The organism is Litoribrevibacter albus, assembly GCF_030159995.1.
In the GTDB taxonomy this organism is placed as follows: Bacteria; Pseudomonadota; Gammaproteobacteria; order Pseudomonadales; family Litoribrevibacteraceae; genus Litoribrevibacter; species Litoribrevibacter albus.
Genome location: NZ_BSNM01000006.1, coordinates 106868 through 120942, shown reverse-complemented (window position 1 = coordinate 120942; position 14075 = coordinate 106868). Strand labels below are relative to the sequence as shown.

The following is a 14075-nucleotide window of genomic DNA, read 5'->3' as shown; positions in this document are numbered from 1 at the left end:
CTCTAGAATGATTGAATGACAGATTGAGAAAAATTATGAGCGATTTCAGATTAAGTTTTGAGTTCTTCCCTACGAAGACTGACGAAGGCCACAAAAAACTGTTAGCCACCCGCGATATGCTGGCGACTGAAATGCCTGAGTTTTTCTCAGTGACTTACGGTGCCGGCGGTTCAACGCGTGATCGTACTCTCAGCATCGTAACTGAAATGAACAGCATGGGCATTCCTGCAGCCCCTCACCTATCGTGTGTGGGTGATACCAAAGCAGAAATCCGTGATCTTTTAAACATTTATAAAGAGAACGGCATTAATCGCATTGTTGCACTGCGCGGTGATTTGCCATCCGGTATGAAAGCATCGTCTGGTGAATTACGTTACGCCAACGAATTGGTTGAGTTCATTCGTGAAGAAACCGGTGATCATTTCCAGTTGGAAGTAGCGGCCTACCCTGAAATGCACCCTCAAGCTCAGAACTACGAGCAAGACCTGGACAACTTTGTACGTAAAGTCCAAGCCGGTGCAAACTCGGCGATTACTCAGTACTTCTACAACATTGATTCTTTCTATTACTTTGTAGATCGCGTTCAGGCAAAAGGCATTCAGATTCCAATCGTGCCAGGCATTATGCCAATCACCAACTACAGTAAGCTGGCTCGCTTCTCTGACGCATGCGGTGCAGAAATCCCTCGTTGGATTCGTAAGCAACTTGAAGCGTACGGTGACGACATCGAGAGCATTCAGAAGTTTGGTGAAGAAGTAGTGACGGACATGTGCCAAGAGTTAGTCGATCAAGGTGTACCGGGTCTTCATTTCTACACATTGAACCAAGCAGCACCTAATTTAGCGGTATGGCGCAATCTTGACTTAGGCGAAGAGTCGTAAGTCTAACAGAACAGATTCATTTTCCGTTTCACAGTTTATTTTGCGATCCACAAATAAACTGTCTTTTCAGGCAGAGCTGGCGATCCCGGTCTCTGCCTTTTTTATGCTTCTTATCTTTAAAAACATTGTGTAGAGTAAAGGCTTCAATCAAATTACCGGAAAGCGCGAGCGGTTATGAAGCTGACAATTAAAGGAAGTGTAGGCGACTCAAAAGTAGACCTCGAAGTTGAGTTACAGGATTCAGACGTTCGACAAGCCCTCGCTCTTCTTAAAGACGCCAAAATAACCACCGACGCTCCCGTGACAACGGATACCCCTGTCTCTGAAGCTCCTCTGGTGAGAAGCCGCCCCGAAGCAAAGTCGTCTGAATTGGCGCTTTCGCTCCAATACATCGAGAACAAAGGCGAAGTAACTCAATACCAGTTGATCGATCACCTTGCCGATGAAGGCCACCGAGATGCAAACATCAAACGAGCCATTATGTGGTTAAAACATCACGCAGATGTAAAAGTCGATACAGTCTCTCGCGGCGAGCACAGTCAGTATTACGTCTTCCGTTGGTTACCTCACAACGGCTAACCTGCTACTACCCTTAAGTATCCGGAGCTATGTGCTTTGGAAGCATAAGAATGGCAATTCGACGTGCTAATGAATAGATATGCCGAGCCTGCTCACAAAACGCCATTTCTACCCGAAATACCATCACACGATTAGACTCACGCTTTAATTTCATAGCCTGACGATCCAGCACCCGACTGATTACGGACTCGATATCATCCGCCAGCAAAAGAACATCCTGCGCGGCTTTTTGATCTTCTGAGGCGACGGCCCTCATGGCGTAAGCAAAAGCCGTTTCCAGCTTTGCAAACAGCAATTGAAAATCCTCTCTCGTCTCCTCACTAACCTCTACATCAAACTCCACGAACTTTCTGGCAACACGTGCAAGCCCCACCGAAATATCGTCCCCCACATGCTCTATATGATCGATGGTTGCCATCAACTGAACTACCTCTTGCATCTGGGCATTAGTCAAACTAGTGCGCTTAATTGACCCCAAATAACTCAGTAATTTATCCTGAAGTACGTCCACCTGATCATCGATTTTACTAACCTCATTTACTTTTTTGAGTTCATTCGACCCAATCACCTGTTCAAACCGCGCAATCATACTCAACACCAAACTGCCCATATGGGCAACCTCCAGTCGCACGCGCGCCAATGCCAACGCAGGAGACTCAATCAACTCGGAGTCCAGATATTTCGCAACAATGATGTCCTTCTCTGTCCCCTTGCGATCAGGAAAAAACCAACACGCCAGCCGCCCTAAGGTATGAGCAAACGGTAAAAAAAGTAAGGTATTAATGACATTAAATAACGTATTAGCGTTGGCAATCTGCCTCGGGGCATCTTTGGCCATCTGTTCTACACCCGATAAATGAACGGTTTCAGGAGAAATCATAATACTGAGAGACGCCAACACAGAGATCAGCGGTAACCAAATCATCACCCCTAAAATATTAAAGAGCACATGAATCATCGCAGCCCTTCGTGCTTCTATGGTTTTGCCTATGGAAGCCAGCACAGCGGTTGTTATACAAGTGCCGACATTCGCCCCCAATGCGAGAGCAATCCCCGTTTCTAATGTAATGAATCCCTGACCCGCCATCACGACCACAATCGCGGTGGTTGCCGACGATGACTGAACTAAGGTGGTAAATAATGTCCCGATCAAAATAGATAACACAGGGTTGGACATCGTCATCAGGAGTTCAAGAAAGGGCGGATAATCCTTTAGCGGCTCCATAGCCTCGCTCATAATATTCATGCCCAGAAACAGCATGCCCAACCCAAGAATGATGCTGCCATAGGCTTTGATTTTTTCTTGTTTTCCAAAGAACCAACAACTGAAGCCAATCGCCACTATCAAAAGAGAGATTTTGGTCACTTTAAAGGCAACAATCTGAGCTGTTACTGTGGTACCGATGTTCGCGCCCATGATCACGCCAATGGACTGCGTCATACTCAGCAAGCCAGCGGAAACGAAGCCTACCACCAGCACCGTCGTCACCGAAGACGACTGAATAACCGCTGTCACCGAGGCGCCGGAAATGGCACCCAGCCAGCGATTTTTTGTCACCGACGCCAACCAACTTTTTAAACGCTTACCCGACACCTCCTGCAGCGAGTCACACATTTTGCCAATGCCATAGAGAAACAGAGCTAACCCACCAAACAGCCCCATAAACATAGATAGCCATTGAATATCGTCATTCACAACATCCACTCCTAAACACATTGATAGAAATAGAATCATTCCGACATGGATAAACGCATGGCGACTATTTACAATTAATCCATCTTGGCCCTTACAGTCCTGTTTGAAAGGTAGACCTCATGTCGTCGATGACCGACCAGACGAACCATCAGCAGTAAGCCAACACCGTAAACACAGAACAACAAATACAGAACAGCAGACAAACAAAATGCGTATACCCCGTATATATACCAAAGCACTAGATCAGGCTCTTGACAACTTATGGCTGGATGCAGACACCAGTCACTACTTAGGTCGTGTGCTCCGCATGAAGCCCGAACAACAGCTGTATTTGTTTGATGGTCAGGGGTATGAAGTACTGGCTCGTATTATCCAGTTCGAAGGGAAACAAAAGACCCAGGTTGAAGTCTTGGAGATCATTGACAATAACACCGAGTCACCGGTCAGAATTCATCTGGGTCAGAGTATCTCCAAAGGCGATCGCATGGAGTTTACCATTCAGAAATCCGTAGAACTGGGGGTTGCCGAAATCACCCCGCTATGGGCAGATCGCTGTGAGGTAAAATTGAAGGGAGAACGCCTGCAAAAGAAAGTGGAACATTGGCAATCCATCGCAGTCTCCGCCTGTGAACAATCCGGCCGAAGTGTTGTACCACGAATCAATATGCCGAGCACCGTGAATGAATGGGTCACAAGTTGTTCAGAGAAAACCAAGATCACACTGCATCACAGAGCAACGACCAGTCTGAAATCCATTGAAGCACCAGACAGTGCTGCACTATTGATTGGTCCCGAAGGTGGGCTGACAGAACAGGAAATCGAAACCAGCGAGGCGGCCGGTTTTGAATCGATTGCGATGGGGCCGAGAGTACTTCGTACAGAGACAGCCAGTTTGGCGGCTCTGTCGTTAATGCAGTACGAGTGGGGAGACTTTTAATCTCCCCTAAAAAGACGAGCTTTTAAGCCAGCTCATTGACCATAATTTCGAGCTTCTCCAGATCAGGAATTACAACCACCTGCTGCTCTAGTTGAGCCAAGCTCAATTCCGATGCCTGAGTAGTACCGTCCTCAGGCTTCAGGTCTTCTTCATGCACCCGCACCAAGGTCGGTAAGTCTTTAATCAACACAGCAAAAAACTCGAACTTCGCTGAGTCAGATAACCGATTGATCACCGCCAATCGAGTTCGCTCATTAACGTCTAATTCCGCCTCTCCATTAACCAGTTCCATAGAAACCACGGGGACTTTTGTGTTTCTCCAGGTGAAGAACCCTTTAAACCATTCTGGCCCACTGTCTTTCAATGGCGCTTTATAAGGAATCACCTCAGCGACAGAAACGTTAGGCAATAACAAGTTATTGGGATCTTTTGGAATCCGTAAGCACGCCACCTGATTCGTTTGTTCTGCCATGAAGTTTTTCCTATTAGATAACCAAGTTTATTTAGAAAGGGTAAATGGGGTCATCAATTGAGACATCATCACCATGCTCATCAATTCTCAACGCGTCCTGATGACGGGATGCGATAATCTGAACCAGCTTTTCCGCCAACTCTTCCGGTGTTCCCTGAAAACTGCTTCGGCCCGTGCCAATTACAGCTTCCGGCATTGATGCGCTGGCACAGGTATTCAGTCTTTGTACCCAAACTTCTGCTCCCGCATCCGACATAGCCATTGCACCATCGGAGGCATCATCGCCCATCCCACTAAAAATAATTGCCCCTGTATCCGGGCCATAACAACTCGCGAACTCTCTCATTACATGAGAGATATTCGGACTATATAATCCCTGCCACGGACGATTGTGAACAAAAATGATGCCATCACTTTTCGAGCTTTGAATTTGATGATTTACAGGCACAATATGTACTTCACCAATGCCGACTTTACGCTTATGCCCGCACTGGCGCATATCAAACACCGAATGGCGGCCCAGAACTTGATGCAAAACGGGCAAAAAGTTGTTATCGATATGCTGAGCATATACAAAGCCAACAGGAAGCCCCTCAGGCAACACATCCAGGAAACGCTTCACCGCACCCGGACCACCTAACGATGCTCCTAAAACCCAAACGTATGGAGCAGGACTGCCCTTTTGCCAGTTCCCGGTAATGTTGGCAGGTAAAGATATTCGAGCTCTTGGCTTCTCCGGTGCCATGCCTGAAACCATAGACTCCGAATCATCTGCTGCATTCTTATTTGGCAGTTTGATTTCGGGAATTTCAGGGATCTCAATTTCTGGTATGGAAATCGTTTCAGATGGGCTCAACAGAGATGTCACTTTTTTATTGAAGCGACGCTGCCAACGGATAAATTCGTCACTGTTAAAAGCGGGAACTTCACCCTCACCAAACAACAACGGGGCAGTCGCCAGATCTAATAGGTCGTCCAAAAAGTCAGACCAACGATCTTCATCCGCTAAATCGATCACCCAAGCAGAAATATTCTCATCGCTTATTTCTTCTTTCGTCACACGATCAGGAGACGTATTGAGAGCCACTACTAAGCCAAGCTCATTGAGAGCCTTGCTTAGCGTGCTTTTACTTAATGGTTGATCCGATACAATCGCAACCTTTCTACCTTCAATAGTCAACCCAATACCTATTTATTTACCAACCAACAACTCAATGGTTTCTAACAGTGCCGCTTCCTGGAACGGTTTACCCATATAGTGATTCACACCAATCGACATTGCTCGATCTCTGTGTTTTTCACCCGTTCGGGATGTAATCATAATTATAGGAAGATCTTTAATTTGTTCATTGTGACGAACATGCGATGCCACCTCAAAGCCATCCATTCGAGGCATCTCAATATCCAGAAGCATAATATCAGGACGCTCATCCTGTAATTTAGCAATGGCATCCACGCCGTCTTTGGCCGTGAACACTTCATAGCCCTGACGCTGAAGAACACGTGACGTTACCTTACGAACTGTCACCGAATCATCCACCACCATCACTTTCAATGGTCGATCGGACACAGCAACCTTTTCCGTCGCCACATGATCTTGGTTGGCTTGCTCCACAAAACGAGCATGCTCAGCCCTGATTAGTGCAGCCAAATCCAAAATGATAACTACGCTACCATCACCAAGAATAGTCGCTCCAGAAACACCTTCAACAGTACTGAACTGAGCGCCAAGTGATTTCACAACCACCTCACGGCTACCCATCAGGCTGTCTACCTGCAATGCAATCGGATGCTCTGCACCACGCACCAGAAGTACTGGCAACGGCAGAACTTGTCCTTGCAGCTTCGGCGTATGACCAGATTGCAGCAGCGTCCCCATATATTCCATACGATATTCTTTACCCGCATAGATATAAGGCAAATCAGAGCCTTCTTTGTAGAACTCTTCCAGTTCATACGGACTGACACGCACAATACCTTCAATGGTATTCAACGGAACGGCATAAAGATCATCACCCACCTTCACCATCAAGGCACGGTTAACCGATACTGTAAACGGAAGACGAATTTCAAACTCAGACCCTGAACCGTATTCAGAATCAATAGCAATGTTACCACCTAGCTGCTTGATTTCGCTGTTCACAACGTCCATACCAACGCCACGACCAGAGATTTGAGTCACTTTCTGAGCAGTGGAGAAGCCTGGACTAAAGATAAACTGCATGATTTCGTGATCGGTTAAATCCGCATCAGGCTTCATCAAGTTTCGTTCGATGGCCTTATTACGAACGGCTTCCAGGTTAACTCCGTTACCATCATCTTTCAGGCGAAGCACAACATCACCGCCCTCACGACTGACCGTCAGCTCGATCGTACCTTTGGCTTTTTTACCCGCTTTCTTACGGACGTCAGGCATTTCAACACCGTGGTCAACCGCATTACGAAGCATATGTTCAAGAGGCGCAACCATGCGCTCCATCACCGTACGATCCATTTCACCTTCAGCGTTCTCGACTTTAAAGTCGACCTGCTTACCCAGCTCCTGTGCTACCTGACGAACAATTCGACGAAGACGAGGTACCAAACGGCTGAACGGCACCATTCGAGTTTTCATCAAGCCTTCTTGTAGCTCGGTATTAATGCGTGACTGCTGGAGCAGTAATGTTTCAGAATCTTTTACCTTGTTTTCCAAGGTTGTGCGCAGATCAAGAATATCCGTCACCGATTCCAATAAAGCACGAGACAACTGCTGCATGTTGGTATAACGATCCATCTCCAAAGGATCAAAGTCGTCATAATCATGCGTCTGTTGCATCTCTGTCCGGTAAGAGATCTGAGCTTGCGTTTCAATATCCAGACGCTTCAACTGTTCTCTCAGTCGGCTTACCGTCATATCCATATCTTCAAGGGTGAAGCCGATATCGGATACTTCAGTTTCCAATCGACCACGGGTAATGGATGTCTCACCCGCAAGGTTCACAAGATTCTCAAGCAGGTCAGCCGAAACCTTAACGGCTTCTTGCCCCACTTTAGAACCTTGATCCACTAAAGCTTCACGAATTGACGGACCAAACTCAGGTGCTGGAATTTTCTCAATTTCAACTTCGTCACCCAGAATCAATTCATCCGGTGCGTCTTCGTCATCATCAAGTAACGATATTTCTTCAAGTAAATCTTCGTCTGATAATTCAAAAGAAGGTAATTCAGCCGTGTCAGTGTCCGACATAGCGTCATCCAATGACGACAGATCCAGCTCTGACGACAAATCGGAATCAAATGACTGCTCCACCATTGCTTCGAGAGCATCGCTGATAGAGTCACTCTCAACAGATTTTGGAGAAGCACCCGCTTCATCTGAACCTTCAATTAACTGACCGATTTGATCGATACGCTCTACCAGGCCAGCAAAGAAACCTTCAGTGAGTTCACCCGTATACTGTTCAATATGGCTCTCTAACTCATGTGTGGCTTGGGCTAGTGGGTCCAGTTTGGCTAGCCTTGCCCCCCCTTTCAGGGTATGAAGCAAACGCAGAACTTCTGCTTTCGGTCCATTGGCATTAGGATCTTGTGACCAAGCATAACAGGCGTTATCTAATTGCTCCGACAGCTCAGAAGCCTCTTCCAGGAAGATATCCGATACTTCCATCGCTGCTGCATCAAGTGCAGACAATCCAAAGGCGCTAAGATCAATATCATCATCGAGAGCAGACTCATCTTCCTTGGCTGCCTCTGCATCCAAAGCCAGCTCAGTTAAAGCATCGTCAAAATCGGCCTGATCAAAATCAGCTGCCAGCTCTTCTGTCTCAGCTAACCCATCAAGATCCAAGCCACCCTCAAGATCCAAGGCACCATCGAGATCTGAAGCGTCTTCAGCGTCTATGGCTTCTACATCTGTAACTTCGACATCTGTAGCTTCAATAACCTCTGTAATTTCTTCTAGATCAGGTAGTTCCTCAACTTCGGGTAACTCATCAACGCTTGCCTGAACTTCAGGTTCTTCAGTTGAGTCAACCTGTTCTTGGACTTCAGTCTCTTCTTCAAGTACATCTGCAAGAGCTATAGAAACGTCTTCTTCAGTGGATTGATCCAGTTCAGACAAGTCAATCTCGTCTTCCGCTTCAACTTCAAGCTCAGGCAATTGTTCAAACTGATCAACAACATCACTGTCTTCGGCGTCGTCTAACTCCGACAAATCCGTATCGAATGCGTCTTCGTTTTCACTATTGTGTTCATCAGGATGAGCAACGTCTGCAGTTTGCGGAGCACTGTAAGCTAATACAGACTCATCATACGCGCCTGTCTTACAGTACTCAGAAATAGCTTCGATTAAATCATTCGCAGCAAATGGCATTTGCTGGTTTTGAACCGCGTCCGTCATATCCGTTAAACGGTCATGACAAGCGCGAAGCAGATCAATAAGAGCATCAGAACTGGCAAACATTCCATTGACCAGCCCTTCATAAAGATTTTCTAATTCATGCCCCAAGTCACCAATTGGAGCCAGCTCGGCCATTCGTGCGCCACCCTTCAAAGTATGAAGTTCCCTTTGAAGCTCGGCTACTGGCGTTAAATCGTCCTGTTGATCGGCCCATTGTTCCAAGTGCTCAGTAATGCTATCGAGCAGCTCTTCCGCTTCTTCCAGGAAGATTTCAACCAACTCTGGGTCCACATTGCTGCTCAGAGGCTGAGGCACTGACTGAGACAGTTCTTGGTCAGCTTGAGCTGTTAGCTCAGTGATTTCTTCTGACTCGGAATAAGACGGGGTAGGAGTCTCCGAAGACAGCTCAGCAATGATGCGCTGTTCTAGCTCCGGATAGGCCACAGGTTCTTTGTTTTCATGAATGTCAGAAACCTGAGTAGCAATAGCATCATGACAATCTTGTAACAGATCTAATAGCGGCTCGTTGTATTTTAAACGACCTTCTGATAATCCTTCGTACAGATTTTCTAGCTCATGGCACAAATCACCGATTGGCTTAATTTCAGCCAAACGCGCACCACCTTTTAAGGTGTGAATCGCGCGCTGCAATTCCTGAATCGGCTCTTCATTATCTAATTGACCGCGCCATTGCTGAAGATTCTCATCCAGGTGCGAAACAATGTCATCGGCCTCTTCCAAGAAAATACTGACCAATTCACTGTCTTCATCGGTATCATCGTCAATGGCTTCCGGTTCTTCTAGCTCCACAGCTTCTGAAGCTTCAGCAGGCGTACCACCAAACTCATCAAATTCGTCAACCAATGCGGCTAGATCATCATCCGACGCCAATTCTTCAAGGGTAAAATCATCACCCGAATCAGGCAGATCCAAATCATCCAAGGACGCAATTTCTTCCATGGCCATGGACACTTCAGCATCATCCAGTGCTACATCGCCCAAGGCATCGAAGGTTTGTTCTTCACTTTGCTCGTCTTCTGGATAAACCTCCAATTCAGAGAATTCTTCCAGATCAACATCTTGAAGAGGGTCAACCAGAGAGGCTTTGTCCAGAGACATAATTTGTGCAATCTGATCAGCCGTTGAAGAAATAGCCTGACCAGCTGCCAGGAGATCCATCAAGGAAACAAGAGACTCGTATCCCATATCCAATGCATCGAAGAATGCGCTGTTTGGCACTCCATCCATAGCCGTGATGTCTGTAACAAAACGGTCTAACGTGTCGGCCATATTACCAAACGCAATCAATCTTGCCATACGAGCCGCTTTGGCAAGCGTCTCACATTCCGCACCAAGGTCATTGGCCAGCTGTGTATTCAATGGCGATGAGCGCCATTGCTGAATGATTAATTCAATATCCCCCAAGATATCCATACCTTCCATCAGGAAGATATTCATCATTTGATGATCAGGAGATACATCAGTATCAACAACAGCACCACCCTCTTGCTGTACTGCAAGTTCGCTAGGAAGACGCGTAAATGAGGAAGACAGGGATTCAAGCCAATCAGGATCTACCGTTAAATCTACCTGTCCTTGCGCATCAATGTGAGCAATCGCATCGCGAATCCAACCAGCTGCATCCGACAACTGAGAAATCAGTTGCTGATCTGCCATCAAATGCGCCGCGCGAACTTCTTTAACGACTCGTTCACAGGTACCTGCAAACTCAGCAATTGGTGTCACAGAAGCCATGTGAGCACTACCTTTCAAGGTATGCAAGGCTCGTTGTACATCGTCCGTCAGTAGCGCGGAATCCTTATAAAGATTCTCTTGCGTATAGCTATCCAACACATCCAAATGCGTTAGTGCTTCACTCTTGAAGATTTCTAACAGATCCGACGTCTCATCACCGTCCAACTGAATTTCTTCAAGGGTATCTTGATCTTCTGCTTCGTGCTCAGAAAGAGTGCCATCGGTAAAGTCATTCTCTTCAAGATCAAAGGCATCCAGCTCAGAAGCGGCTAAATCTTCGTCATCCGAATCGCCTAGAGACAGTGACTCAGTCAGCTGAGCAGCGATATCGTCAGGGGCTAAATCGAAGGAATCACTCTGATCTTCCTCACTCTCAAGTTGTGAGAATTGATCCAGATTGTCCGTTTCAAACGCTTCACGTGAAGAATCATCAATGTCATCGATCTCTGCTTCTTCGAATTCTTCAACGCCATTGTCTGAGATTTCAAGCTCAGCGCTTTCAAGTGCTGAGCTATCTAATGCCAGTTCATCAGTATCTGAAGTCAGAGACTCGCTGTCGCTTGCTTCATCTTCAGCATCCGATGATGGAATGTCAGTCTCAACAGCCTCTTCCGAGGTCGCAACCGATAGAGATGATGCAGCACCGGATTGATATCCTTTACCGTCAATCAAAGCATCAGCCGCATCCATTAGCGGTTGAGTATCGATGCCGGAAGGTTGCCCTTTCGAAAAAGAGGCCACTAGAGTTGGCAATACCGCACACACATCGTCTATCAAATCAAACAAATCCGGCGATGCCTGAATTGTCTGATCAATCACGCGATTGAGCATGTTTTCTACTTTCCAAGCAAGTTCACCCACTTGCTCAGCACCGACAAGGCGACCACTGCCTTTTAAGGTATGGAATGCTCGTCTGACTTCCGTTTGAGCATCTGTGTTCTCATAGTTCGCTTTATATGCAGGAAGGAACTCGGCTATGGTTTCTTGAACTTCTTCTGCTTCTTCAACAAAAATCTCGATGATTTCATCATCAATCATATCGTCAGAAGCATCCGATTCAGCCTCGTCCGACGAGGCTTCATCAGACGTACTGTCCGTAATTTCTTCTTGAGCAATCTCGGAAGCTTCAGTGACTTGAGGAACTTCCAAAACAGACTCGAGAGAACTGTCACCTAATATAGAAGCTAAGTCTTCATCAGAGGCCAAACCAAGTTCTAGATCTAGCCCATCATCAATGGAATCCAGCTCAGCTAAAACAGGATCTGACTCCAGCTCAGCTTCCTCTTCCACATCCAAAACCGGAATCGAAGGTTCCTCAGGCAGTTCAGAGAACTCCAAACCTAGTTCATCTTCGACCGGAACAACAACGGTTTCTGCCTCAAGGTCTGCGGCTTCAACGGAAGATGTATCTGGCTCAGCTGAATCCGTCACTTCCTCATCCAAGACAGGAAGGTCTATTTCTAGCACGTCATCAACTGACTCTGATTCCGCCATAGGAGCTGATTCTGCAACAAGCTCAGAATCCTCCACAAACTCAGTCGCTTCAGCGAGTTCGCTTACCGTGTCAGACGGCAACTCCAGAGGTTCAAGATCTAAGGTATCGTCAATAGCGACTATGTCGTCATTGCCATCATCTAAATCAATGTCTTCAATCGGTGTAAATGACGAATCTTCCGGTAACGATGTACCTGTAATGGCTGCGATACTCTCAGCAGCAACCTGAAGGACTGACCCTCCTTCTTCCTGGCTGTTTTCTGCTACACGCTCAAGATAATAATCAACACCGGCGACAGCATCCGCAAGGCTGTCCATCATTTCCCAAGTTGGTTGTTCTGGCGGCTCAGCTAATAAGCGTTCTTCAATGATACCCCGTGTTTGCGTAAGTATTTCCGAGGCTTGAAGCAACTGAGGCACCATAGCCAATGCGCCTTCAACACTTTTAAGAAGCTCTGGCACATGTTGAATTTCAGTCACGCTCCACTGCGATGCGATATAACCGATGATGGCATCTTTTACTTGTTCTAAACCGTTACGACACTCTTTAACTACCGCAGTTTGCGCCGTATTCAACGCATCCACCGGGATGTCAGAAGTCGATTCAGATTTATTGTTAGAAGCAACGGCATTGTTCAAACCGACTTCTAACATCAGTAATTCACTGGCAATCGACATCAATTCAGATTGCTCAGGTTTTTCCTGAACTTCAATCCAATGATTAATACGATCAATTTGATCCAATAAGGCTTTTCGTTGAGGACCTAATCCAAGAACAGCCAAAGTATCCGCGATTTGTTTAAAGCTTGCGCCTAATTCACCCAACTTAGCAAAGTCGTAATCAGCAGAACGAGTAAAGAGATCAAACTGCTCTTTCAGGTTTGCCAGCTCTTCAGTCAGTGCAGTTACCACCGAGCCCATGGCTGACTTGTATGAACCATGAAATGCCTGATTCTGTTCTTCAGGAAGTGCTGCATTTAAGCCAAAGACTTGTTTGATACTGCGTACAGCGGGCGTTTCCGAATGGGATTTAGCAATGTAGTACAGCAGATTTTTGGCTAACTCTTCTGGCACAGGTGCATTTAATGCAGCGTCGCCATCGGAGATGAGTCTCACAATCTCTTTTTCCAATTGCCTTAACAGCCCTTTCAGGGAAAAGCTGCTCTCGATGGAGTTATTGGACATCCCCTCAACAATCGCACCTGCAATCCACCATAAACGAGCCATTGGAGCTTCACCACAGAGCTGCTCCAAATGCATACAGGCTTTCGCCAGTGCTGCAAAACTTTTATCAAGCCCTTGGTTTCGGATAACACCGAGCAGACCCAGCTTATAAGCTTCTCTTAAACGGCTAAGCTTTTCAGCAGCACCGGCAGAAACAAATTGAAATTCCCCTTCAGAACGAAGCGGCAACAGATTCGGGCTGAATAATGATGTCTCGGTAAGAAGACTTTCACCACATGCAGAGCGAAGATCGTTCAATAGAGGCAGTAAAGTTACAGGTATGTCGTCCTTGCCCGATTGAAGATGTTCAAGATAGCCTGGCAATTGAAGAATTGCCTGCATCAACACTTCCTGAGCTTCTCTGACTTCACGAACCTTGTTATTGATGATTGCCTGAGCAACCTTCTCCATCTCTTCAGCGAGAAGTGCAGCCCCGTAAAACTCCACCATCTGCAAAGTACCATGCACCTGATGGATATAGGTCAAACAGAAACGCATGCGAGTTCCGTCTTCAGGAGACTCAACATAAGCTTCAAGCGCCTGTTCCGCTTGCTTCAGGGTTTCTTCAATTTCACCTTTTACCCACTCTAGGGCAACATAGTCGCGGTGCTCAGTCATAATGACTCCAATCTCACCTATATGTCCTGTAGCTTGTTCAT

At 46.5% G+C, this 14075-nt stretch carries 7 protein-coding genes; 3 read left to right on the top strand and 4 right to left on the bottom strand.

The window, feature by feature from the left end:
* The first annotated feature begins 35 nt into the window (after positions 1–35).
* Positions 36–881 (top strand): methylenetetrahydrofolate reductase [NAD(P)H], encoded by an 846-nt coding sequence (gene metF, locus QQL66_RS05365; protein ID WP_284379660.1) that lies wholly within the window; start codon positions 36–38, stop codon positions 879–881.
* A 174-nt stretch (positions 882–1055) separates the two neighbouring features.
* Complete coding sequence (locus tag QQL66_RS05360) at positions 1056–1460, top strand: hypothetical protein (RefSeq protein WP_284379658.1); 405 nt, start codon at positions 1056–1058, stop codon at positions 1458–1460.
* A 13-nt stretch (positions 1461–1473) separates the two neighbouring features.
* Here QQL66_RS05360 and QQL66_RS05355 read toward each other — a convergent pair whose 3' ends face one another.
* Positions 1474–3156: a Na/Pi cotransporter family protein gene (locus tag QQL66_RS05355; RefSeq protein WP_284379655.1), complete on the bottom strand. Its 1683-nt coding sequence runs from the start codon at positions 3154–3156 to the stop codon at positions 1474–1476.
* Between the two features lie 208 nt (positions 3157–3364).
* On the opposite strand from QQL66_RS05355, the gene QQL66_RS05350 reads away from it, so the two are divergent.
* Positions 3365–4093, top strand: coding sequence for a 16S rRNA (uracil(1498)-N(3))-methyltransferase (locus QQL66_RS05350; RefSeq protein ID WP_284379654.1), 729 nt, complete (start codon positions 3365–3367; stop codon positions 4091–4093).
* A 22-nt stretch (positions 4094–4115) separates the two neighbouring features.
* On the opposite strand, the gene QQL66_RS05345 is transcribed toward QQL66_RS05350, so the two are convergent.
* The 3 genes from QQL66_RS05345 to QQL66_RS05335 are packed head-to-tail and all read right to left on the bottom strand — an operon-like array spanning position 4116 to position 14034.
* Positions 4116–4565, bottom strand: coding sequence for a chemotaxis protein CheW (locus QQL66_RS05345; protein WP_284379652.1), 450 nt, complete (start codon positions 4563–4565; stop codon positions 4116–4118).
* A 31-nt stretch (positions 4566–4596) separates the two neighbouring features.
* Complete coding sequence (locus tag QQL66_RS05340) at positions 4597–5745, bottom strand: chemotaxis protein CheB (protein ID WP_284379650.1); 1149 nt, start codon at positions 5743–5745, stop codon at positions 4597–4599.
* Between the two features lie 12 nt (positions 5746–5757).
* Positions 5758–14034: an Hpt domain-containing protein gene (locus QQL66_RS05335; protein WP_284379647.1), complete on the bottom strand. Its 8277-nt coding sequence runs from the start codon at positions 14032–14034 to the stop codon at positions 5758–5760.
* Positions 14035–14075 lie beyond the last annotated feature (41 nt).